This is a genomic window from Streptomyces flavotricini (assembly GCF_020639365.1).
GTDB lineage: Bacteria > Actinomycetota > Actinomycetes > Streptomycetales > Streptomycetaceae > Streptomyces > Streptomyces flavotricini.
The window spans coordinates 4,254,751-4,276,838 of record NZ_JAINUL010000001.1 but is presented as its reverse complement, the minus strand read 5'-3'; the positions used below and the strand labels follow the sequence as shown (position 1 = coordinate 4,276,838).

Here is a 22,088-nt window from a genome sequence, read left to right as displayed (position 1 = left end):
GGGCCTTCGCGCCGCGGTGGGGCCGGGGTCACACCGGATGGTCATCCACAGGCTCCGCAGCCGCCAAGCGCAGCGGATAGGCTGGGCGGATGACGCGAGCCGAGCAGCCAACGGTCGTGACCGCCCCCGCGAACCCCACCTACGACGAAGCCCTCGCCGCGGATTCCCGCGAGCGTGCGGTGCGCGCACTGCTGCGCACCCCCAGGCTGCGCCGACTGTGGAGCGCCCAGCTGGTGAGCGGCATCGGTGACGCCCTCGCCCTGTTGGTGCTGGTGCTGCTGGCCTTCCAGACGGCCGTCTCCGAGGAGACCTTCGGCAGCGGCTACCAGGGCTGGGCCCTCACGATCGCCGCCGTGTTCGGCGTCCGGATCCTCGCCACCCTGATCTTCGGCGCGGTCCTGCTCGGTCCACTGGCCAAGCTCCTCGCCCCGAAGGAGGCCGGCGGCACGCTGGACCGACGCTGGACGATGATCGGCGCCGACGGAATCCGGCTCGGCCTGTTCGTCGTCGCCCCGCTCTGGCTCGACTGGATCCCGGCCCAGGCGCTGACCGCGCTGCTGGCCACCGTCTTCGTCTCCGGCGGCGCCGAGCGGCTGTGGACCCTGGCCAAGGACAGCGCGGCCCCCGCCCTGCTGCCCTCGCCGCCGCCCGAGGGGGCGACCGTACGGCCGCTGCCCGACCACCTCGACGCGCTGCGCCGGCTGAATCTGCGGACGTCCTTCGCCGCGCTGCCCGTCGCCGCGGCCGTCCTGCTCGCCGCGACCCTGGTCGGCAAGGCCCTCGGCCTCGGCGTGGACTGGTTCGCCGAGAACCAGGCCGCCCTCGGCTCGTACGTGGCCTCCGGCCTCTTCGCGGCGTCCGTGTCGCTGCTGCTCCCGCTCCTGCTGCCCTCGGCGAAGACCCCGCGCCCGCGGTCCCCGCTGGAGGGCCTGCGGGCCCCCAAGGTGGGGGACCGCCCTGAGAAGGGGCGTACGGGGGCCATTGCGCTGCTCGTCCTGGCCTGCGCCGCCGTCGCCGGAGCCGTGGCCAGCGCGGCCGCCGTCGCCGTCCTGCACGCCTTCGACCTGGGCGGCGGCCCCGCCACCTTCTCCCTGCTCGTCCTGGCCCTGCTCGGCGGCACCGCCGTCGGCATCCGCGCCACCCAGGCCGGCAAGGTGCTGCCCGCGCTGTCCCGGCGCCGGCTGCTGGCCCTCGCCATCGCGGTGGCCGGGCTCGCGCTGCTGCTCACCGGGCTGGTCCCGGACACCGCGACCGTCCTGTTCCTGTCGCTGCTCGCCGGCACCGCCGCGGGCGTGGCCGCCAACACCGGACACACCCTGCTCGACCAGGAGACCGAGGAGTTCCGCCGCGCCCGGGTCACCGAGCACCTGCAGGCCGTCGTACGGGTGGCCGTGGGCATCGGAGCCGTCCTCGCCCCGGCCCTGGCCGCGGCCATCGGCCCGCACCGCCTGGCATCCGGGGACGTCGTCTTCGCGCACGGCGGGGCCGCCTTCACCCTGATGCTGGTCGGCGCCCTGCTGCTGCCGGTCGCCGTCGTGGTGCTCGCCAAGGCCGACGACCGCAGCGGCGTACCGCTGCGCCGCGACCTGCGCGAGGCGCTGCGCGGCGGGGAGCCGGTGCAGGCCGCTTCCGACGCCGGGTTCTTCATCGCACTGGAGGGCGGGGACGGCGCCGGCAAGTCCACCCAGGTCGAGGCGCTGGCCGACTGGATACGGGGCAAGGGCCACGAGGTCGTCGTGACCCGCGAGCCGGGGGCCACCCCGGTCGGCAAGCGGCTCCGCTCGATCCTGCTCGACGTCTCCTCGGCCGGGCTGTCGAACCGCGCCGAGGCCCTGCTGTACGCCGCGGACCGCGCGGAGCACGTGGACACCGTCGTCCGGCCCGCCCTGGAGCGCGGCGCGGTCGTCATCTCCGACCGCTACATCGACTCCTCGGTCGCGTACCAGGGAGCCGGGCGCGACCTGTCCCCGACCGAGATCGCCCGGATCTCACGCTGGGCCACCGACGGGCTCGTCCCGAACCTGACCGTGCTGCTCGACGTATCGCCGGAGGCGGCCCGCGAGCGGTTCACGGAGGCGCCGGACCGGCTGGAGTCGGAGCCGGCCGAGTTCCACCAGCGGGTCCGGGCCGGGTTCCTGACGCTGGCCGCGGCCGACCCCGGGCGCTACCTGGTGGTCGACGCCGGGCAGGACCCCCAGTCCGTGACCACCGTCGTACGCCACCGCCTGGACCGGATGCTCCCGCTCTCGGAGGCAGAGGTGGCCGCCCAGGCCGAGGCCCGGCGCAAGGCCGAGGAGGACGCCCGGCGCAGGGCCGCGGAAGAGGCGGCGCGCAAGGCGGAGGAAGAGCGGCTGCGCGCGGAGGAGGAAGCCCGGCGCAGGGCCGAGGCGGAAGCCGCCCGGATCAAGGCCGAGGCCGAGGCCGCCCGCAAGGCGGAGGAAGAGCGGCAGCGCGCCGAAGAGGAGGCCCGCGCCCGGGCCGAGGCCGAGCGGCTGCGCGCGGAGGCCGAGGAGGAGGCCCGCGCCGCGGAGGCGGAGCGGCTGCGCAGGCAGGCGGAGGAGGAGGCCCGGCTGCGCGCCGAGGCCGAGGAGCGGCGGCTGGAGAAGCAGCGGCGGGCGGAGGAGGCCCTGCTGAGGGCCGAGGAGGCGCGCCGGCTGGCGGAGGCCTCGGCGGCAGCGGCGGCTGCGCAGGCCGCGGCGGCCGCTTCGGCTTCGGCGGCGGCATCGGCTCCGGCTCCGGCCGCGACGCCTGCTCCGGCTCCGGCTCCGGCGGCTCCGGCGCCCAAGGTGGCGATGACCAAGGATCCGCTGCCGGACGACGCCGTGACCGTGGAGACCCCGCTGGTCAAGCGGGTCGTCCAGCCGGACGACGTGACGCAGACCGTCCCGGTGCCGAAGATCGACCCGGCGGCGGAGACCTCGGTGCTGCCGGCCGTTCCGCCGGCCGGCCCGGCGGAGGAGACGGCGGTCCTGCCGCCCGTACCGGCAGCCGGTCCGACCGACGAGACGGCGGTCCTGCCGCCCGTACGGCCGTCCCGTACGAGCCCTGCGGCCGGTCAGGCCCCGTCCGGCCCGGCCCGGTCGGCCAAGCGGCCGACGGCACGGCGTTCCGAGGAGAGCCCGGCCGACCGGGTGCCGCCGGGCATCTTCCGGGACGCCGAGGACGCCGAGGACGCCACGCGCGAACTCCCGGTCTTCGGAGCCGACGGCCTCCCGGGCGGGCAGGGCCGGGAGGACCGGCAGGACCGGTCACCGAGCCGGCCGCGGCCCGCCTGGGCCGAGGAGACCCCGCTCGACGACCTGCCGACCCTGGCGGACGAACTGCTCGGCCCGCGCCGGGACGACGAGGGCGAAGAGGGCGGTCCGCGCCGCCGCTGACGGGGCGTGTCGGTGGCGCCCGCCACACTGGGACGGGCAGAGCAGGACGAGCGGTACGGACGGCCAAGGCGACGACGGCCGGTGAAAGGCGGTGGGCGCGATGCCCGTATGGGACGACCTGGTGGGACAGGAGCGGGTGCAGGCGCAGCTGGCCGCCGCCGCCCGTGACGCCGACGCCCTGGTCACCGCCGTCGAGGCCGGGACCGCGCCGCCCGCCGCGTCCAAGATGACCCACGCCTGGCTGTTCACCGGCCCGCCCGGCTCCGGGCGGGCCACCGCCGCCCGCGCCTTCGCGGCCGCGCTCCAGTGCACCAGCCCCGACCGCGCCCTCGGGGGCGAGCCGGGCTGCGGGTTCTGCGACGGCTGCCACACCACCCTGGTCGGCACGCACGCCGATGTGGAGATCGTCCGCACGGATCTGCTCTCCATCGGCGTGAAGGAGACCCGCGACCTGGTCCGCCGGGCACAGCTCTCCCCGGCCGTGGGCCGCTGGCAGGTCATCGTCCTGGAGGACGCCGACCGGCTGACCGAGGGAGCGGGCAATGTGCTCCTCAAGGCCGTGGAGGAGCCCGCTCCGCGGACCGTGTGGCTGCTGTGCGCGCCCTCCCTGGAGGACGTGCTGCCGACCATCCGCTCCCGCTGCCGGCACCTGACCCTGCGCACCCCGCCGGTCGCCGCCGTCGCCGAGGTGCTGGTGCGGCGCGACGGCATCGATCCCGCCGTCGCCGCGGCCGCCGCGCGCGCGACGCAGGGGCACATCGGCCGCGCCCGCCGGCTCGCCACCGACGAGTCCGCCCGGACCCGCCGGGCCGCCGTCCTGAAGCTCCCGCTCCGCATCGATGACGTGGGCGGCTGTCTCAAGGCCGCCCAGGAGCTGGTCGACGCCGCCGCCGAGGACGCCAAGCAGGTCGCGGAGGAGGTCGACACGAAGGAGACCGAGGACCTGCGGGCCGCGCTCGGCGCCGGAGCGGGCACGGGCGGCCGGATGCCGCGCGGCACGGCGGGCGTGATGAAGGAACTCGAAGACCGGCAGAAGCGCCGCCGCACCCGTACCCAGCGCGACACCCTCGACCTGGCGTTGAGCGACCTCACCGGCTTCTACCGGGACGTGCTGGCCCTCCAGCTCGGATCCTCGCTGGCGATCGCGAACGAAGAGCTGCGGGCCGACCTCGACCGGATCGCCCGGGCGTCCGGACCGGAGCGCACCCTGCGCCGGATCGAGGCGATCATCGCCTGCCGCAATGCCCTGGACCGCAACGTGGCCCCGCTCCTCGCGGTCGAGGCGATGACGATGTCCCTGCGCGCGGGCTGACGGCCCTCGCCCGCCCCATTGACCGCGTCACCCGTATGAGCGATCAGGCGAGGTCGGGCCGCGCGGTGCGGGTTCCGGGCGGGCCTGCGGCGGGCTCCGGGCGGAGGTCGGCCGGCCGGGCGTGCGCTCGCCCGGCCGGGGCGCCCGGCAGGCCGTAGGCTCCGGGAATGGACACCAGTCGCCTGCTGCGCACCTCCGGAACCGTGATCGCAGCCGCCGGGCTGCTCCTCTCCGGGTGCACTTCGAACGGTTCGGGGGGCGTGCAGGCAGCGGCTTCCTCGTCCGGGGGTGCCGCGCAGGCGGCTCCGACCGCGGTCCCGGCGGCGCTGCGCCCGTACTACGAGCAGAAGCTGAACTGGCGCGACTGCGGTGTCCCCGGCTTCCAGTGCGCCACGATGAAGGCCCCGCTGGACTACGCGCACCCCGAGTCCGGGCAGGACGTGGACATCGCCGTGGCCCGCCGCCCGGCCACCGGCCCGGGCAAGCGGCTGGGCTCGCTCGTGGTCAACCCGGGCGGACCGGGCGGCTCCGGCATCGGGTACCTCCAGGCGTACGCGGGCATCGGCTACCCGGCACCCGTCCGCGCCCAGTACGACATGGTCTCCTTCGACCCGCGCGGGGTGGACCGCAGCAGTCCGGTGGAGTGCCTGACCGGCCCGCAGATGGACAAGTTCACGCAGGTGGACCAGACACCGGACAACGCCGCGGAGCGGGCCGAGCTGGTGACCGCCTTCAAGCAGTTCGCCGACGGCTGCAAGGCCCGCTCGCAGCGGGTCCTGCCGCACGTCTCCACCGTCGAGGCCGCCCGCGACATGGACATGCTGCGCGCGGCGCTGGGCGACGAGAAGCTGACGTACGTCGGAGCCTCGTACGGCACCCTCCTCGGGGCGACGTACGCGGACCTCTTCCCCGGCCGGGTCGGCCGCCTCGTCCTGGACGGCGCGATGGATCCCTCCCGTCCGGCGCTGGAAATGAACCGGGACCAGACCGGCGGCTTCGAGACCGCGCTGCGCTCCTTCGCCAAGGACTGCGCGAAGCAGTCCGACTGCCCGCTCGGCAAGGGCGGCCCGGAGGCGATGGCCGAGCAGCTGCAGGAGTTCTTCCGCAAGGTCGACGCCCAGCCCGTGCCCAGCGGTGATCCGGCCCGCCCGCTCGGCGAGTCCCTCGCCACGACGGGGGTGATCGCGGCGCTGTACGACGAGAGCGCGTGGCCGCAGCTGCGCGAGGCGCTGACGTCGGCGATGAACGGCGACGGGTCCGGGCTGCTCGGCCTCGCCGACAGCTACTACGAGCGCGAGCCGGACGGGAAGTACGCGAACCTGATGTTCGCGAACGCCGCGGTGAACTGCCTCGACCAGCCGCCCGCCTTCGCCGGCCCGGAGGCGGTGGACGCGGCCCTGCCCTCCTTCGAGAAGGCTTCCCCGGTGTTCGGGGCGGGCCTCGCCTGGGCCTCGCTGAACTGCGCGTACTGGCCGGTGAAGGCCACCGGCGAGGCCCGCGCCCTGAACGCGAAGGGCGCCCCGCCGATCGTGGTGGTGGGCACGGTCCGCGACCCGGCGACCCCGTACAAGTGGGCCCAGGCACTCGCCGAGCAGCTCGACTCGGGAGTGCTGCTCACGTACGACGGCGACGGCCACACGGCGTACGGCCGCGGCAGCTCCTGCATCGACACGGCGATCAACGCGTACCTCCTGCAGGGCACCCCGCCCAAGGACGGCAAGAAGTGCACGTGACGCCCGGATCCGCCCTGTATGTGACACATGTCCCACCCCGCAGAATGCGGTTCAAGGCACCCCGTTGGAGCCTGTAGACTTGGCGCCGCTGCTGATGAGAGCTCCTCTCCGAGGGAACACTTGTCTAACCAGCGGTGCCGCCTTAGCTCAGTTGGCCAGAGCAACGCACTCGTAATGCGTAGGTCTCGGGTTCGAATCCCGAAGGCGGCTCTGTAGAAGCCCCAGGACTCACTCGCCGTGACCTGGGGCTTTTGCTATGTCCCCAGGAGGCCGGACCAAGGCCCCGCTGCGCGACGCACCGCCCTGCGTGCCCATTGCGTGCCCACCGCGCCTACGCCGTGTGATCGACCGGGGCTTCCGATGGGGGTGGTCGGAGTCCGGTCGCTGGGGGGTGGGGGCGGGGCTACTTTGGGAAGGCTGGACCTGGGCTACGCGTGGTAGGAGGGCGGCATGTCTACACGGGTGCGTAGAGCGGCGGTGGGGGCGGTCGCCGTGGGGCTGGTGGTGGTGCCGCTCGGGGTCGGGTACGCGTGGGAATCCCCGCCGGCGGCGAGCGTCGTCTCGGTCTCGGCTTCGGCTCCTGCCTCGGCTCCGGCTTCGGTGGCGGCCGACGGGCAGTTCCCGCAGCTCACGCCCGCCGTGGCACGGCAGTTGGACGATGCCGTCCTGAAGGTGATGAGCCAGGCGAAGATACCCGGGGTGATGGTCTCGCTCTCGGCCCCCGGCAAGGGCTCGTACGTGCGGTCCTTCGGGGTCGCCGACAAGGCCACCGGCCGGCCGATCCGTACGGACATGTACATGCGCATCGGCAGCGAGACCAAGACCTTCACCGTGACCGCCCTGCTCCAGCTGGTCGACCAGGGCAAGGTCGCACTGGACGACCCCATCGGCAAGTACGTGTCCGGGGTGCCCAACGGGGACCGGATCACGCTGCGCGAGCTCGCCGGGATGCGGAGCGGGCTGTTCAACTACTCCGAGGACGAGGGCTTCTTCAAGGCCCTGACGAGCAATCCCCGACGGCCGTTCACCCCGCAGGAGTTGCTCGCGTACTCCTTCAAGCACCCGGTGCTGTTCGAGCCCAACGCCAAGTTCTCCTACTGCAACACCAACCTGATCCTGCTGGGGTTGGTGGTGGAGAAGCAGACCGGGCAGCGGCTCAACGACTACATCAACCAGAAGGTCGTCGCCCCGGCCGGGCTGCACCGCACGCTGTTCCCCGTGGGCGCGGAGTTCCCCACCCCGCACTCCCAGGGCTACACCGACCAGACCGCCACCGGGAAGACCGAGGACTCGGCCGACTGGAACCCCTCCTGGGGCTGGGCCGCCGGAGCCATGATCTCCGACCTCGACGACCTGAAGACCTGGGCGAAGGTCGTGGCCACGGGCACGCTGCTGAAGCCCGCCACCCAGGCGGAGCGGCTGAAGGTGGTCGACGCGCTGCCGGGCACCGGATACGGCCTGGGCATCTTCAACGTCCAGGGCTGGATCGGCCACAACGGCTCCCTGCCCGGCTACCAGTCGCTGACCGTCTACCTGCCGCAGTCGAAGGCCACGCTGGTGGTGCTGCTGAACACGGACATCGCCTACGAGGGTTCCGAGCCCAGCACCCTGTTCGGCGAGGCGATCACCAAGGTCGTCACCCCGGACCACGTCTTCAGCCTGCCCGCCCAGCCCGTTACCGGACACTGAGTCCATGAACGATGAGCAGTCGGTGGTACGCGTCGCAGGTATGGGTGATGTCGAGGTCGCGGGTGCGCTGTTCCGCGGCTACCTCGATTTCTACGAGGTGAAGGTCGAGGACCCGGACGCACCCCGGGCGTTCCTCGCCGATCGGATCCGGGCCGGTGAGTCGCTGGTGCTGCTGGCCGACGTGCCGGAGGCCGGCACGGTCGGTTTCGCGCAGGTCTACCGGACCTTCTCCTCCCTCGCCCTGCGGCCGATGTGGATCCTGAGCGACCTGTACGTCGACCCGTCCGGCCGCCGCACCGGCGCCGGGCGGGCGCTGCTGCGCGAGGTGCTGCGCCGGGCGCGGGAGGCAGGGGTGTCCGGGGTGCAGCTGGAGACGGCGTACGACAACCACGTCGCGCAGGCGCTGTACGAGGCGGAGGGGTTCGAGCGCGAGGAGTTCCACGTCTACTTCCACGGACCGGACGCTCGCGCAGTGGGGTGAGGCCGCGCTATTTCGCGTCCGCGTAGCACTCCACGATCGCCGTCGTGAACGGGAAGCGGACCGGGGTGTCGCCGAAGGCGATGCGGCCGGCGCGGTGGCCGGCGGTGCGGATCGCCTCGGCCACCGCCTCGGCCTCCTCGGCCGGACAGTGCACGATCACCTCGTCGTGCTGGAAGAAGACCAGCTCGGCCCGCATGCCGGCGCCCGCGATGGCCTGGCGGAGGGCCGCGAGGAGCAGCAGGGCCCAGTCGGCGGCGCTGCCCTGGACGACGAAGTTACGGGTGAACCGGCCGCGGGCCCGGGTGTTGGTGGAGGCGTAGCTCGGGGTCCAGCCCTCCTCCCGGTCCTGCGGGACTCCGGCTTCGCCGTCCTCGTCGGCGCCGACCGGCGGCGGGCAGGTCCGGCCCAGCCAGGTCCGTACGAGGCGGCCCTCCTCGCCGGCCTTGGCGGCGTCGTCCACGTACGCCACGGCCTGCGGGAAACGGCGGCGCAGGGCGGCGAGGTTCTTCAGGCCGTCGCCGGAGGTCTGTCCGTACACGGCGCCGAGGACCGCCAGTTTGGCCATGTCACGGTCGCCGGAGAAGCCTTGGCGGGAGACGGCGGTGTAAAGGTCCTCGGGGCGCCCGGCCACCTCCATGAAGGCGGGGTCGCGGGAGATCGCGGCCAGGACGCGGGGCTCCATCTGGTCGGCGTCGGCGACGACGAGCCGCCAGCCCGGGTCGGCGACGACGGCTCGCCGGATCACCTTCGGGATCTGCAGGGCGCCGCCGCCGTTGGTGACCCAGCGGCCGGTGAGGGTGCCGCCGGGGACGAACTCGGGGCGGAAGCGGCCGTCGCGGACCCAGTCCTGGAGCCAGGACCAGCCGTGGGCGGTGTAGATCCGGTACAGCTTCTTGTACGCGAGGAGCGGCTCGACGGCGGGGTGGTCGAGCTCCTGGATCTCCCAGCGGCGGGTGGACTTGAGCCGGATCCCGGCCTCGGCGAAGGCCTTGATGACGTCGGCCGGCAGGTCGGGGCGTACGCGGCGGCCGAACGCGGCGGAGATCTCCTCGGCCAGCTCGGCGAGGCGGCGGGGTTCGCCGCCGCCCGCGTACCGCTCGCCGAGGAGCTCGGTGAGCAGGGCGCGGTGGACGTCGGCGCGCCAGGGGAGGCCGGCGCGCTGCATTTCGGCGGCGATGAGGAAGGCCGCCGACTCGGAGGTGGTGAGCAGGCGCATGCGGTCGGGGTGCGCGGTGGCCGCCGTGCGCCTCGCCTGGTCGCGGTAGACGGCGACGAGGGCGTCGAGGGGGAGGGGGACGGAGGTGGGCCGGGCGTCGAAGAGGGAGTCCTGGGCCTGGGTCTGGGCGGTGGGGGCGGCGGCGCGGGCGGGGGGATCGGGGGGTACGGGGGCGCCGGTGAGGCGGGCCCAGGCGGCCGCGGCCGAGCGGGGCTCGCCGGAGCGGCCTTCGTGGGCGAGGAGGAGGAGTTCGGTGTCTTCGATGTCGTGGCAGCGGTCGACGCGGGCGCCCGCGGCGAGCAGGCGGGGGTAGACGGCGGCGGTGCTGCGCCAGATCCAGCGGGTGGGGACGGGGGCGGAGCGGATCGCTTCCGCGGGGTCTTCGAAGGCGAGGTGGCCTGCGCCGGCGGGGCCGGCGGGGATCCCGGGGGTGGTGGGCGTGCCGGAGGCGGCGGGCGCGGGGGTGAGCGGCATCGCGTGCCAGAGGCCGTCGGGGGCTTCGGCCAGGGCCCAGTGGGGGATGGGGTCGCTCATGGGTGCGAGTGTCCCACCGGGGGCTGACAGTCCGGCCCGGTCGGCGCGCGGGGGGTGGGGTCGGCGGGGCGTGACAAGCTGGGGTGGTGAGAGAGATTGTCGATCGGGCTTGTCAGGCCGCGCTCTACAGCCAGGACGATGCCGGGTTGGATGCCGGGGCCTCGGTGCTCGTCGGGGACGGCGGGCAGTGGGGTGGGGTCGGGCGGGAGCTGCTGGCCCGCGGGGACGCGTACGTACGGCAGGCCTGGGAGCGGGGGTGGCGGCCCGCCGATGTGCTCCGGCTCGTGGGGCGGGACCTCGGCGAGCGGCACCTGCGGATCACCGGCGACCTGATCGCCGCCGAGGCGCGGCGCTACGCCCGGCTGCCCGAGCGGTGGACCGACGCCGAAGTGTGGTGGGGAGATGACCACGCGTACGGGGAAGCCCTCGTGCGGCGGGAGAAGAGCGATCGGTTCAGCCTGGCCACCGCCGTGCTCGAGGTGTTCCGGCTGCTGATCCGGCTGCCCTCCATCGAGCCGGTCGGGCCACTGCCCGGGGACCCCGTCGGTGACGCTCTGGAGCACGCGCACATCGAGCCCCGCATGCTCTCGCGCATCCGGGCGCTGCTCGCCAAGGCCGAGGCGACCAACTTCCCGGAGGAGGCCGAGGCGCTCAGTGCCAAGGCGCAGGAGCTGATGGCCCGGCACACCGTCGACGAGGCCGTGCTCGCGGCGAGCGGCAAGGGGCCCGCACAGGTGCCCGCGGCCTGCCGGATCGGGGTCGAGGCTCCCTACGAGGAGGCGAAGGCGGTGCTGCTGGACGCCGTGGCCACCGCCAACCGGTGCCGGGCGGTGTGGAACAGCGCCTTCGAGTTCTCCACCGTGGTGGGGTTCGAGAGCGATCTGGAAGCCGTCGAGCTGCTCTATACGTCCCTGCTCGTGCAGGGCACCGCCGCCATGACCCGTGCCGAGGCCGCGCAGCGCTCCGGCGGACGGAAGCGGACCAAGACCTTCCGGCAGTCGTTCCTGCTCGCGTACGCCAGCCGGCTCGGCCAGCGCCTCGCCGAGACCGCCGGGCACGCCGCGGCCGAGGCCCCCGACAACCTGCCCGCCCTGGTGGCCCGCGACGTCGCCGTCACCTCCCGGGCGGACGAGATGTTCCCCCGGACCACCACCACCCGGCTGCGCGGTGCCACCGACCACGCGGGCTGGGAGGACGGCACCGCCGCCGCCGACCGGGCCCATGTGGCCACCAGGCGGCCCCCGCTGCCGCGTTAGCGCTGCCGCTCAGTGCTGCCGTCCGTCGCCCTCGCCCCGCAGGGCCTGCGTCTCCGACTTCAGGATGCGCATCGACCTGCCCACCGAGCGGGCCATGTCGGGCAGCTTCTTCGAGCCGAAGACCAGCACGCAGACGACGAGGAGCAGGATCAGGTGCCAGGGCTCAAGGGCGTTGCGGAGCATGCGCGGTCCCCTTACGGGTGGATGGAAGGCCGGTGCGGTCCCGACCATCGAACAGGGCCGCCCGCGTGCGGACAAATCTGAAGAAGGCCTGAAGGGCGGTCGGCTCCGGACCCCGGTCGGAGCTTGATCCAGGCTTTATAAGGGTCTGATTCGCCCCTGATCCACCCGAGTTCTTCCCTGACAGTGATCAGGGGAGCACCCTCCGCGTGCACGTGCATCTGCCCATGCATGCGCTTATGAACACAGCTATGATCCGGTGCAGTTGACATCTGCACTATCGGGGGCTTCCTGTGGACCACGCGTACAACGGGATGGCAGCTGCAGAACTCGACGGAGTGACCTGGCAGAAGAGCAGACACAGCAACTCGCAAGGTTCCTGTGTGGAGTTCGCCAAGCTGCCGGGTGGCGCTGTCGCCGTGCGCAACTCGCGCTTCCCGGACGGGCCGGCGCTCGTCTACACGCCGGCCGAGATAGAGGCGCTGCTGCTGGGCGTCAAGGACGGCGAGTTCGACCACCTGATCGCCTGATCGGCCGGTGGGACGGCCGGAGGAACGGCGCGCTGATCAAGCCATGCACGTGCACTGGCCGGGACTGATCGCAATGATCAACCCCGGCCAGTTTTCATCACCGAGTCGCTCTTCGCCCCCGCGCCCCGTGCACGTGCTCCGCGCCCCGCCGCCCTACTCGTGGAGCATGAACAGCGCCCAGACCACCTTGCCGGTCAGCCGGCCCGCGAGCGGATGCCAGCCCCAGCTGTCGCTGTAGGCGTCCACGAGGAACAGCCCGCGCCCCGATTCCAGGTCGCAGTTCTCCTGCGTGCGCTCCGGTGCGAACGACCCGCCCGGCCGGTCCTCGCTGGGGTCCCGTACCGCGCACACCAGCCGGGTGCTCCACCGCATCAGGTGCAGCCGTACCGTCGGCTCCGGCTCGCCCGAACCCGCCCCGGAATCCGGGCCCGAACCGCCACCGGCCCCGGCGTCCTCCGGCAGGGCGTGGCGCAGCGCGTTCGTGACGAGTTCGGAGACCACCAGGGCCACGTCGTCGAAGCGCTCGTCGAGACCCCACTGCGACAAGGTCGACCGGGTGAACGAACGGGCGCCCCGCACCGCCTCGAAGCGGGCGGGCAGAGCGCAGGAGGCGGACCCGGAGACAGCCGTGGGGTCGACCGGGGGCAGCCCCTGCCGTAACGGCTCGAGCATGGTCGATCCATTCGTCCCCATGCGAGGCACTCCCGGGATTCGCGGGCGGAGCGGCGCGCTCCGTCCAGAAAGAACTGCGGGGTGGGTCCGGCGCCGGCGCGAAAGAGCACGCAGGTGCGCGGCACCATCGTTCCGAATGCAGAAGCTGGATGCAAGGGCAGATGCACGTGCACGCGCCGGACCTGTCCACTCCCGTGATGGTTCTTGCTCATTTCTTCCTACGCATACTTACGGACTTCTTTTCCGGGAGCCGGGATTCCGTTACAGAACGAGTACGGACCGATGCGTTTTGGTGGCAGACTGCGGGGCCTGGGGTGCGGGGGCCCCGGCGACGCACATCACGCGCAGACCACGCGTACACATGGCGATGGGGAGGGCAGGACTAGTGACCGCAGAAGCAAGCGGTTCTGTGGTGCGCCGCATCCTCCTGGGCTCTCAGCTCAGGCGACTCCGAGAATCCCGCGGCATCACCCGTGAGGCGGCCGGCTACTCGATCCGCGCATCCGAATCGAAGATCAGCCGCTTGGAGTTGGGAAGGGTGAGCTTCAAGGCAAGGGACGTGGAGGACCTCCTCACGCTCTACGGAGTCACGGACGGCGCGGAGCGGGAGTCCCTGCTGGGGCTCGTCCGCGAGGCCAACGCGGCCGGCTGGTGGCACAGCTACGGCGACGTGCTGCCGGGGTGGTTCCAGACGTACATCGGCCTGGAGGGCGCGGCCTCGCTCATCCGGATCTACGAAGTCCAGTTCGTCCACGGCCTGTTGCAGACCGAGGCCTACGCCCAGGCCGTCGTCAGCCGCGGCATGCCCGGTGCCACCAAGGCCGAGATCGACCGCCGCGTCGCACTGCGCCTGGAGCGCCAGAAGGTGCTCGTCTCGGAGAACGCCCCGGTCTTCCACGCCGTCCTCGACGAGGCCGCCCTGCGCCGCCCGTACGGCGACCGCGACGTCATGCGCGGCCAGCTGGAGCACCTCATCGAGGTCTCCCAGCGGCCCAACGTGCAGCTCCAGGTGATGCCGTTCTCCTTCGGCGGCCACGCGGGCGAAAGCGGAGCCTTCACCCTGCTGCGCTTCCCGGAGTCCGACCTCCAGGACATCGTCTATCTGGAACAGCTCACCAGTGCCCTCTACCTGGACAAAGACGAGGAAGTAGCGCAGTACGAGAGGGCGATGGAGCGGCTCCAGGCCGATTGCCCCGATGCCGACCGGACGCGGGATCTTCTCCGTGGCCTGCTCCAACTGTCTTGATTCGCACGTAGTATGACGTCTGATCAGTGCATGATGACCGATCGGTCTCCGGTGCAGCGCACGGGTGCGCGCTCGCAGTAAGGGATGGCATGTCCATATTCGACGACCTGGCTCACCAGTACATCGACGGCGAATGGCTGGCCGGCACCGGTTCGTGGGACATCATCGACGTCAACCCGTACAACGGGGAGAAGCTCGCGGCCATCACCGTGGCCACCGTCGAGCAGGTGGACCGGGCCTACCGCGGCGCCGAGCGCGCCCAGAGAGAGTGGGCCGCCACCAGCCCGTACGCCAGACGCGCCGTCCTGGAACGCGCCCTGCGCCTCACCGAGGAGCGCGAGAAGGAGATCATCGAGGCGATGATCGACGAGCTCGGCGGGACCCGTCCCAAGGCCGAGTACGAGGTGCACCTCGCCAAGGAGTTCATCCGCGAGGCGATCCAGCTGGCCATCCGCCCCGAGGGCCGCATCCTCGCCTCGCCGGTCGACGGCAAGGAGAACCGGGTCCAGCGCCTCCCGGTCGGCGTCGTCACCGTGATCAGCCCGTTCAACTTCCCCTTCCTGGTCACCCTGAAGTCGGTCGCCCCGGCCCTGGCCCTGGGCAACGCGGTGGTGATCAAGCCGAACCAGAACGCACCCGTGGTCGGCGGCGGGGTCATCGCCAAGATCTTCGAGGACGCGGGCCTGCCCGCCGGACTCCTCAACGTGCTGGTCACGGACATCGCCGAAATAGGCGACGCGCTCCTGACCCACCCCGTCCCGAAGGTCATCTCCTTCGCCGGCTCCGACCGGGTCGGCCGGCACGTGGGTTCGGTCGCCGCCCGCCACTTCAAGCGCACGGTCCTGGAGCTCAGCGGCAACAGCGCGCTCGTCGTCCTCGACGACGCCGACCTCGACTACGCGGTGGACGCGGCCGTCTTCAGCCGCTTCGTCTACCAGGGCCAGGTCTGCATGGCCGCCAACCGGATCCTCGTGGACGCCTCGATCGCCGAGGAGTTCACCGAGAAGTTCACCACCCGCGTGCGGGGCCTGAAGACCGGCGACCCCCACGAGGCCGACACCCACATCGGCCCGCTGATCAACTCCTTCCAGGCCGATGCGCTGACCGCGCTGGTGGACCAGGCCGTCGAATCCGGGGCGCAGGCCCTCGTACGCGGGTCTACGCGCGGCAACCTGGTCGAGCCGACCGTCCTGGCCGACCTGCCCGAGGACTCCCCGCTGCTCGGCCAGGAGATCTTCGGCCCGGTGGCGCTGCTGGTGGTCTTCGACGGCGAGGACGAGGCCGTACGGCTGACCAACGCGACCCCGTACGGGCTGAGCGGCGCCGTGCACACGCGGGACGTGGAGCGCGGCGTGCGGTTCGCGCAGCGGATCGAGACCGGGATGATCCACGTCAACGACTCGACCATCGGGGACGAGCCGCTCGCCGCGTTCGGCGGGGAGAAGGCCTCGGGGCTGGGCCGGCTGAACGGCGAGGCCACGATCGAGGCCTTCACCACCCAGAAGTGGATCTCGGTGCAGCACGGACGCACCGCTTTCCCCTTCTGACGCCGACGCCCTTGCGGCTTCCGATCCACTTCCGGCCTCGTTACTCCTTCCGGGGTCGCTCTAGACTCGTGCGAGTCAGTGGCGGGCAGCGTTCCGGGGGAGACCTGAGTTGAGCAACATTCCGGAGACGGGGCGCACGCCCCGGGTCCAGAACCGCCTGGTCGTCATCCAGGTGGTCGTCTTCTCCCTGCTGCTCACGCTGGGCGGGCGCCTGTGGTACCTCCAGGTCCGCAACGGCCAGGAGTACACGGACGAGGCCAAGAACAACCACACCCAGCAGGTCGTCCAGCCCGCCGTACGCGGCTCGATCCTGGACTCCCGCGGAGTGCCCCTCGCCGACAACGAGACGCGCATGGTCGTCTCCGCCAGCCGTACCGACCTCACCAAGATGAAGGACAAGGGCAAGGACGTCCTGACCCGGCTCGCCGGCGTCCTGGGCCTCAACCCGGACGACGTGGTCAACAGCGTCCGGCTGTGCGACGCGAAGACGCCCAAGCCGTGCTGGAACGGCTCCCCGTACCAGCCGATCCCCGTCACCGACGAGGCGACGACGGACCAGGTGCTGGAGATAAGGGAGCACGCCGAGCAGTTCCCCGGGATCACCGCCGAGCCGACCGCCCTGCGCCGCTACGCCGGACCCGACGGGGCCAACACCTCGCAGGTGCTCGGCTACCTCTCGCCCGTCACCGACGCGGAGATCACCAAGGCCAGGAAGACCGACTCCCCGTACCTGCGCTCCGACCAGGTGGGCCGTTCCGGCCTGGAGCGCACGTACGACAAGGAGCTGCGCGGGAAGGCGGGCGTCACCCGCTACGAGGTGGACAACCTCGGGCGCGTCATAGGGCAGGCGCAGGCCGACAAGCCGACGCCCGGCTCCAACATCGTCACCTCGATCGACTCGCGCGTGCAGGCGGTCGCCGAGCGCGAGCTCAACAACGCGATGCTCGAAGCGCGCAAGACCTACGACAAGATCACGCACAAGAACTACGAGGCCGACTCGGGCGCGGTCGTCGTCATGGAGGCCAAGACCGGCCGGATCGTGGCGATGGCCTCCAACCCGACGTACGACCCGAACGCGTGGGTGGGGGGCATCTCCGCCAAGGACTACGCGTCCCTCACCGACAAGGAATCCAACTACCCGCTGCTCAACCGGGCGATCCAGGGCCAGGCGGCCCCCGGCTCGATCTTCAAGGTGGTCTCCTCGACCGCCGCGGTCAACGCCGGGTACCCCTTCAACGGCCGGTACGGCTGCCCCAGCTCGTACTCGGTCGGCAGCCAGACCTTCACCAACTTCGAATCGCAGGGCTACGGCGACATCACCATCGGCCGGGCCCTCGAAGTCTCCTGCGACACCGTCTACTACGGCATCGCGGACAAGGAGTGGAAGAAGGACGGCGGGATCAACCCCAAGAAGGACCCGAGCGACTGGTTCTACAAGACGGCCCACGCGTTCGGGCTGGGCAAGGCGACCGGCGTCGACCTGCCGAACGAGGTGAACGGCCGGGTCCCCGACCGCCAGTGGAAGAAGGACTTCTTCGAGGCCAACAAGGCCGCCTGGTGCCGGGACGGCAAGAAGGACGGCTCGTACGCCGAGAAGATCGCGTACGAGAACTGCCGCCAGGGCAACCAGCTGCGCGAGGGCGACGCGATCAACTACTCGATCGGCCAGGGCGACACCCTCGTCACCCCGATCCAGATGGCGTCGATCTACGCGGCCATCGCCAACGGCGGCATGATGCACCAGCCGAGCATCGGCAAGGCCGTGGTCAGCGCCGACGGCACCTCGGTCAAGGAGATCGCGCCGAAGGAGCAGGGACGGCTGCCGATGGACGAGGAGCTGCGCGACGACATCGACGGGGCGCTCGCCTCGGTGGCCACGACCGGCAGCGCGGCCTGGCGGTTCGGCGGCTGGCCGCAGAAGCAGATCCCGATGCACGCCAAGACCGGTACGGCGGAGGTCCAGGGCAAGCAGACCACCTCCTGGTTCGCCTCGTACACCGAGGACTACGCGATCGTCATGACGATCTCCCAGGGCGGTACGGGCTCCGGGGCTTCCGGGCCGGCGGTCCGCAAGATCTACGAGGCGATGTACGGGCTCGACGAGAAGGGCGGCCAGGACCTGTCCAAGGCCCTCCTCCCGAAGCCGCAGACGGCGCTCCCGGCCATCCGCCCGGAGGGGGTCGGAAACTAGCGCAACGCCGGGGCGGGATTCAGGACAGAACCTGACCGCGACCCTTCGTAACGTGTTCCTTGTCCGAGGGAAGACCCACGAAAAAGAGGCGGTTGGTCATGGCTCACATCTCCGAAGAGGTCCCGGGCGACGAGCGCGGCACGCTCCTGCTCTTCGTCGAATCCCAGCGCACGGCGATCCGCGAATCGCTGGCCGGACTGACCGCGGAGCAGGCGGCGAGCCGCCCCAGCGCCAGCGAGCTGTCGCTGTCCGGCCTGGTCAAGCACGTGGCCGGGGTCGAGCTGACATGGCTGCGGCTGGCGCAGGGGCGGGCGGGCGAGACCGAGCAGAGCCCCGAGGCCTGGGCCGACGCCTTCCGTCTCGTCGGGGACGAGACCCTCGAGTCCGTCCAGGCCTTCTGGGACGGGGTCACGGCCGAGCTGGTCGCCTTCGTACGGGACCTCCCCAGCCTGGACGAGACCTTCCCGCTGCCGCCGGCGCCCTGGTTCCCCGAGAACGCCAAGTTCTCGATGCGCTGGATGCTGCTGCACCTGGTGGAGGAGTTCGCCCGGCACGCGGGCCACGCGGACGTCATCCGCGAGTCCCTGGACGGCACCAAGGCGATGGGGTAGCGGCGGCTCCGGCGGGGACCTCCGGGGCGGACCTCCGAGGCGGACTTGCACCTCACGCGGCGTGAGGACCCAGAGTGAAGGGCGTACCGACCGAAGGAGCGGAAACCATGGGCTACTCCGTGGGACAGGTCGCCGGATTCGCCGGAGTGACGGTGCGCACGCTGCACCACTACGACGAGATCGGCCTGCTCTCCCCGGGCAACCGCAGCAGTGCGGGGCACCGGCGTTACGACGACGCCGACCTCGACCGGCTGCAGCGGATCCTGTTCTACCGGGAGCTCGGCTTCCCGCTCGAAGAGGTCACGGTCCTGCTGGACGATCCGGAGTCGAACCCGAGGGAGCACCTGCGCCGGCAGCACGCCCTCCTGTCCGACCGGATCGCCCGGCTCCAGCAGATGGCCGAGGCCGTTGAGCACGCCATGGAGGCGCAGAAGATGGGCATCAACCTCACGCCCGAGGAGAAGTTCGAGGTCTTCGGGGAGTTCGACCCCGACCAGTACGCGGACGAGGCGCACCAGCGCTGGGGGAACACGGACGCCTACGAGGAGTCCGCCCGCCGGACGGCCGGCTTCACGAAGGAAGACTGGAAGCGCTTCCAGGACGAGGCGGACGAGATCAACCGGCGGTTCGCCGCGTTGCTGGACTCCGGCGCGGCCGCGGACTCAGAGGAGGCCATGGACGTGGCCGAGGAGCACCGCGGCTGGATCGACCGCAACTGCTACACCTGCTCGCACGAGATGCACACGTGCCTGGGGGAGATGTACGTCGCGGACGAGCGCTTCACAGCCCACTACGACAAGATCCGGACCGGCCTGGCGGTGTTCGTGCGGGACGCGATCCTCGCGAACGCCGTCCGCAGCGTCTAGGGCACGCCTTCCGGGCCGGGCCGCGGCGAAGCGTCCGGACAGCCTGAAGTTCCTCACATGGCCCCCTCCCGGTACCTGGAACCGGGAGGGGGTCCTGTGCGTTGATAATTGAAACCGCCGTCTCGTCCGGCGCACCCGCGGACGCCCGCCGCGACACCCCCAGCAGATCCAGGAGAGCCCGGAACTCGTGTACACGCTTGCGCTCGGCCCTGAGTGGCTGTCCCCGGAGTATCTGATCGGGCAATTCGGTCTGATCGGCATCCTGGTCATCGTTTTCGCCGAGTCCGGCCTGTTCGCGTTCCTGCCCGGGGACTCGCTGCTCTTCACTGCGGGTCTGTTCACCGCGAGCGGGACGATCACTCAGCCGCTGTGGCTGGTCTGCACGCTGATCTCGGCCGCCGCCATCATCGGTGACCAGGTCGGCTACATGATCGGCAAGGTTTTCGGCCCCAAGATCTTCAACCGGCCGAACTCCAAGCTCTTCAAGCGCGAGAACCTCGACGCGGCACACGACTTCATGGAGAAGCACGGTCCCAAGGCCATCGTGCTCGCCCGCTTCGTGCCGATCATCCGCACCTTCGCGCCGATGGTCGCGGGCGCGACGGCGATGAAGTACCGCACCTTCCTGACGTTCAACGTCATCGGCGGCGTCCTGTGGGGCGCGGGCGTCACGGTCCTGGGCTACCAGCTCGGCCAGTTCGAGATCATCAAGAAGAACGTCGAGCCGATCTTCATCGTCATCGTCCTGATCTCCGTCATCCCGGTGATCTTCGAGGTGCTGAAGGCCCGCAAGGAGAAGAAGGCCGCGGCGGCCTCCGGCGGGCAGCCCGCGGCCGAGGAGGACCTGCAGGCCCCGGGCCGGCGCGGCGGCCGCCACGCCAAGCGCTGAGCCCCGTACCGGCCCGTCCGAAGGCCCCGGCGACCCGAGAGGTCGGCCGGGGCCTTCGCGCGTGCGGGCTGCGGGGTGTCCGCCGGACGCCGGACGCCCCTCTAGAAGCCGCGGGTCCGCTTCGCCGCGCGCCGCTTGGCCGCGCTCGCGGCCCCCGGGATCCGCATGAACAGCCGCGAGGTCTCCGACCCCAGGTTGACCCCGATCGCGATGGCCAGCGCGATGGCGGCGGCGTTCACCAGCGAGCCGAGGCCCTCGTTCAGCCGGTTCTCGGCGATCAGCAGCAGCCCGTAGTACGTCGCCGAGCCCGGCAGCAGCGGGCCGATGGCCGCCGTCGTGTACGGCAGCGCCGAGGCGAACCGGTAGCGGGAGAAGAGCTGGCCGAAGAGGCCGACCAGCCCGGCGGCGATGGCCGTGGAGGGCACGGGCGGGATGCCGCCCGCGTAGTGCAGGGCCCCGAAGGTCACCCAGGCGACCCCGCCGTTGAGCGTCACGATCCACACGGTGGAACGTTCCTGCTGGAGCAGGATCGCGAACGTGAACACCAGCACCATCGAGGCCGCGATCTGGATCAGCGGCCGCTGGGTGATCTGGAGGACCTCCTCCGGCTTCGGCGAGGGGCCGAGCTGGAGCCCGAGGTACAGCACGACCAGCACGCCCATGATGATGCCGATGAAGAGGTACATGACCTCCAGCAGCCGGGCGGAGGCGGTGATGTAGAAGCCGGTCAGGCCGTCCTGCACGGCCGCGACCAGGGCCCGCCCGGGCAGCAGCGCGAACAGCCCGCCGGTGATCACCGCGGAGGCGCGTACGTCGATCTCGGCGAGCTTCAGGGCCACGCCTATGGCCGCGGGCGGCATCGCGGCGACCACGAACTGGTAGAACTCCGGCAGCCCGCGCCCGGCGCACAGCCAGGCCAGCCGGTCGCCGAGCATCGCCCCGATCGCGGCGGCGAAGAACACGAGCACCCCGCCGCCGACCAGGGTGGAGGCGGCCCCGGCGAGCAGCCCGGCGGCGGCCGTCAGGACCCAGGAGGGGTACGGGTGCCGGTTGCGGCGGATCTCGGCGAGGCGCCGGTATGCCTCCTCCAGCGAGAGCTCGAACTCGTGCGCGCTGATGTCGTCCACCAGCTGGTAGACCGCGGCCAGCCGGGTGTAGTCGGTGCCGCGGCGGCGTACGGTCCGGCTCGCCGAGATCGGGTCGTCGACGAGCGAGGGCTGGTGCGTGATCGACAGGAGCGTGAAGGTGACCGTCGGCTCGCAGCGGTCCAGCCCGTACGAGCGGGCCACCGCGAACATCGCGGCCTCCACGTCCTCGGCGCCCTCGCCGCCCGCGAGCAGCAGCTCGCCGATGCGCAGGGTGAGGTCGAGCACGCGCCCCACGGCGGGTCCGGACTCGGCGTGCTTGTGCACGGCCTCCGGGACGGGCCGGACGTCGACCGGCATGCGCAGCATGGTGCGCATGCGGTCCTGCCAGGGGGATTCCTTCATCAGGGAGACGGGGAACCCCGCGCCGGGGGTGTAGGCGGGCGGCGAGTGCTGGGCGCTGTAGGTGGCCGGGGGCGCGAAGGCGGAGCCCTCGGGTCCGGGCCCGGCGGCCGGCTCGGGAACCCCTTCCGGCACGGCGAACTCCGAGGTCGGCTGGTCCTCGTCGACCGGTTCGGGCTCGATTCCGGCGGGGGGAGCGAAGGCGCTGCGCGCCTCGTCGGATTTCGGCTTCCGGTCCTCCGTGCCCCCGGATCCCTCGCCCTCCGCCACA

General features: G+C 71.9%; 16 protein-coding genes, 1 tRNA gene and 1 pseudogene. 14 read left to right on the top strand and 4 right to left on the bottom strand.

The window, feature by feature from the left end:
• Positions 1–89 precede the first annotated feature (89 nt).
• From tmk to K7B10_RS19270, 6 genes are all read left to right on the top strand, one after another.
• Positions 90–3,377 (top strand): dTMP kinase, encoded by a 3,288-nt coding sequence (gene tmk, locus K7B10_RS19295; RefSeq protein ID WP_229337495.1) that lies wholly within the window; start codon positions 90–92, stop codon positions 3,375–3,377.
• 100 nt (positions 3,378–3,477) lie between these two features.
• Positions 3,478–4,689 carry a DNA polymerase III subunit delta' gene (locus tag K7B10_RS19290; protein WP_229337493.1) on the top strand — a complete coding sequence of 404 codons (1,212 nt, stop codon included), beginning with the start codon at positions 3,478–3,480 and terminating at the stop codon, positions 4,687–4,689.
• 167 nt (positions 4,690–4,856) lie between these two features.
• Positions 4,857–6,422 carry an alpha/beta hydrolase gene (locus K7B10_RS19285; RefSeq protein ID WP_229337491.1) on the top strand — a complete coding sequence of 522 codons (1,566 nt, stop codon included), beginning with the start codon at positions 4,857–4,859 and terminating at the stop codon, positions 6,420–6,422.
• Positions 6,423–6,558: 136 nt separating this feature from the next.
• Positions 6,559–6,632 (top strand) — tRNA-Thr (locus K7B10_RS19280).
• 240 nt (positions 6,633–6,872) lie between these two features.
• Positions 6,873–8,111 carry a serine hydrolase domain-containing protein gene (locus K7B10_RS19275; protein WP_229337489.1) on the top strand — a complete coding sequence of 413 codons (1,239 nt, stop codon included), beginning with the start codon at positions 6,873–6,875 and terminating at the stop codon, positions 8,109–8,111.
• Between the two features lie 4 nt (positions 8,112–8,115).
• A complete protein-coding gene (locus tag K7B10_RS19270) occupies positions 8,116–8,592 on the top strand; it encodes a GNAT family N-acetyltransferase (RefSeq protein ID WP_229337487.1) in 477 nt (158 codons plus the stop codon).
• A 7-nt stretch (positions 8,593–8,599) separates the two neighbouring features.
• On the opposite strand, the gene K7B10_RS19265 is transcribed toward K7B10_RS19270, so the two are convergent.
• Complete coding sequence (locus K7B10_RS19265) at positions 8,600–10,342, bottom strand: bifunctional 3'-5' exonuclease/DNA polymerase (protein ID WP_229337484.1); 1,743 nt, start codon at positions 10,340–10,342, stop codon at positions 8,600–8,602.
• A gap of 86 nt (positions 10,343–10,428) precedes the next feature.
• Here K7B10_RS19265 and K7B10_RS19260 point away from each other — a divergent pair, with 86 nt between their 5' ends.
• Positions 10,429–11,598, top strand: a complete 1,170-nt coding sequence (locus tag K7B10_RS19260) for a DUF2786 domain-containing protein (RefSeq protein WP_229337482.1) — start codon at positions 10,429–10,431, stop codon at positions 11,596–11,598.
• Positions 11,599–11,607: 9 nt separating this feature from the next.
• Here K7B10_RS19260 and tatA read toward each other — a convergent pair whose 3' ends face one another.
• Positions 11,608–11,781, bottom strand: a complete 174-nt coding sequence (gene tatA, locus K7B10_RS19255; RefSeq protein WP_037846789.1) for a Sec-independent protein translocase subunit TatA — start codon at positions 11,779–11,781, stop codon at positions 11,608–11,610.
• 311 nt (positions 11,782–12,092) lie between these two features.
• Here tatA and K7B10_RS19250 point away from each other — a divergent pair, with 311 nt between their 5' ends.
• Positions 12,093–12,308, top strand: coding sequence for a DUF397 domain-containing protein (locus K7B10_RS19250; protein WP_051696354.1), 216 nt, complete (start codon positions 12,093–12,095; stop codon positions 12,306–12,308).
• 153 nt (positions 12,309–12,461) lie between these two features.
• Here K7B10_RS19250 and K7B10_RS19245 read toward each other — a convergent pair whose 3' ends face one another.
• On the bottom strand, positions 12,462–13,001 hold the full coding sequence (locus K7B10_RS19245) for an ATP-binding protein (protein WP_229337481.1): 540 nt from the start codon (positions 12,999–13,001) through the stop codon (positions 12,462–12,464).
• A gap of 346 nt (positions 13,002–13,347) precedes the next feature.
• Here K7B10_RS19245 and K7B10_RS19240 point away from each other — a divergent pair, with 346 nt between their 5' ends.
• From K7B10_RS19240 to K7B10_RS19215, 6 genes and pseudogenes are all read left to right on the top strand, one after another.
• The gene (locus tag K7B10_RS19240; protein ID WP_051805887.1) at positions 13,348–14,226 is read left to right on the top strand and encodes a Sco1979 family transcriptional regulator; all 879 of its coding nucleotides are present in this window, start codon (positions 13,348–13,350) and stop codon (positions 14,224–14,226) included.
• 89 nt (positions 14,227–14,315) lie between these two features.
• The gene (locus K7B10_RS19235) at positions 14,316–15,773 is read left to right on the top strand and encodes an aldehyde dehydrogenase family protein (RefSeq protein ID WP_229337479.1); all 1,458 of its coding nucleotides are present in this window, start codon (positions 14,316–14,318) and stop codon (positions 15,771–15,773) included.
• A 109-nt stretch (positions 15,774–15,882) separates the two neighbouring features.
• Positions 15,883–17,952, top strand: a pseudogene (gene mrdA, locus K7B10_RS19230) (penicillin-binding protein 2); the annotation flags it as partial.
• Positions 17,953–18,062: 110 nt separating this feature from the next.
• Complete coding sequence (locus K7B10_RS19225) at positions 18,063–18,575, top strand: DinB family protein (RefSeq protein WP_229337474.1); 513 nt, start codon at positions 18,063–18,065, stop codon at positions 18,573–18,575.
• 107 nt (positions 18,576–18,682) lie between these two features.
• Positions 18,683–19,441: a MerR family transcriptional regulator gene (locus tag K7B10_RS19220; protein ID WP_229337472.1), complete on the top strand. Its 759-nt coding sequence runs from the start codon at positions 18,683–18,685 to the stop codon at positions 19,439–19,441.
• 187 nt (positions 19,442–19,628) lie between these two features.
• Entirely contained in the window at positions 19,629–20,330 is a 702-nt protein-coding gene (locus K7B10_RS19215) for a DedA family protein (RefSeq protein WP_229337469.1), read from the top strand.
• 101 nt (positions 20,331–20,431) lie between these two features.
• Here K7B10_RS19215 and K7B10_RS19210 read toward each other — a convergent pair whose 3' ends face one another.
• Positions 20,432–22,087, bottom strand: a complete 1,656-nt coding sequence (locus tag K7B10_RS19210) for a threonine/serine exporter family protein (RefSeq protein WP_229337467.1) — start codon at positions 22,085–22,087, stop codon at positions 20,432–20,434.
• Position 22,088 lies beyond the last annotated feature (1 nt).

Excerpts from the sequence above, each read along its gene's own strand:
- tmk (WP_229337495.1), top strand. The coding sequence starts at position 90 with ATGACGCGAGCCGAGCAGCCAACGGTCGTGACCGCCCCCGCGAACCCC.
- K7B10_RS19290 (WP_229337493.1), top strand. The coding sequence starts at position 3,478 with ATGCCCGTATGGGACGACCTGGTGGGACAGGAGCGGGTGCAGGCGCAG.
- K7B10_RS19285 (WP_229337491.1), top strand. The coding sequence starts at position 4,857 with ATGGACACCAGTCGCCTGCTGCGCACCTCCGGAACCGTGATCGCAGCC.
- K7B10_RS19275 (WP_229337489.1), top strand. The coding sequence starts at position 6,873 with ATGTCTACACGGGTGCGTAGAGCGGCGGTGGGGGCGGTCGCCGTGGGG.
- K7B10_RS19270 (WP_229337487.1), top strand. The coding sequence starts at position 8,116 with ATGAACGATGAGCAGTCGGTGGTACGCGTCGCAGGTATGGGTGATGTC.
- K7B10_RS19265 (WP_229337484.1), bottom strand. The coding sequence starts at position 10,342 with ATGAGCGACCCCATCCCCCACTGGGCCCTGGCCGAAGCCCCCGACGGC.
- tatA (WP_037846789.1), bottom strand. The coding sequence starts at position 11,781 with ATGCTCCGCAACGCCCTTGAGCCCTGGCACCTGATCCTGCTCCTCGTC.
- K7B10_RS19250 (WP_051696354.1), top strand. The coding sequence starts at position 12,093 with ATGGCAGCTGCAGAACTCGACGGAGTGACCTGGCAGAAGAGCAGACAC.
- K7B10_RS19245 (WP_229337481.1), bottom strand. The coding sequence starts at position 13,001 with ATGGGGACGAATGGATCGACCATGCTCGAGCCGTTACGGCAGGGGCTG.
- K7B10_RS19240 (WP_051805887.1), top strand. The coding sequence starts at position 13,348 with ATGGGGAGGGCAGGACTAGTGACCGCAGAAGCAAGCGGTTCTGTGGTG.
- K7B10_RS19235 (WP_229337479.1), top strand. The coding sequence starts at position 14,316 with ATGTCCATATTCGACGACCTGGCTCACCAGTACATCGACGGCGAATGG.
- K7B10_RS19225 (WP_229337474.1), top strand. The coding sequence starts at position 18,063 with ATGGCTCACATCTCCGAAGAGGTCCCGGGCGACGAGCGCGGCACGCTC.
- K7B10_RS19220 (WP_229337472.1), top strand. The coding sequence starts at position 18,683 with ATGGGCTACTCCGTGGGACAGGTCGCCGGATTCGCCGGAGTGACGGTG.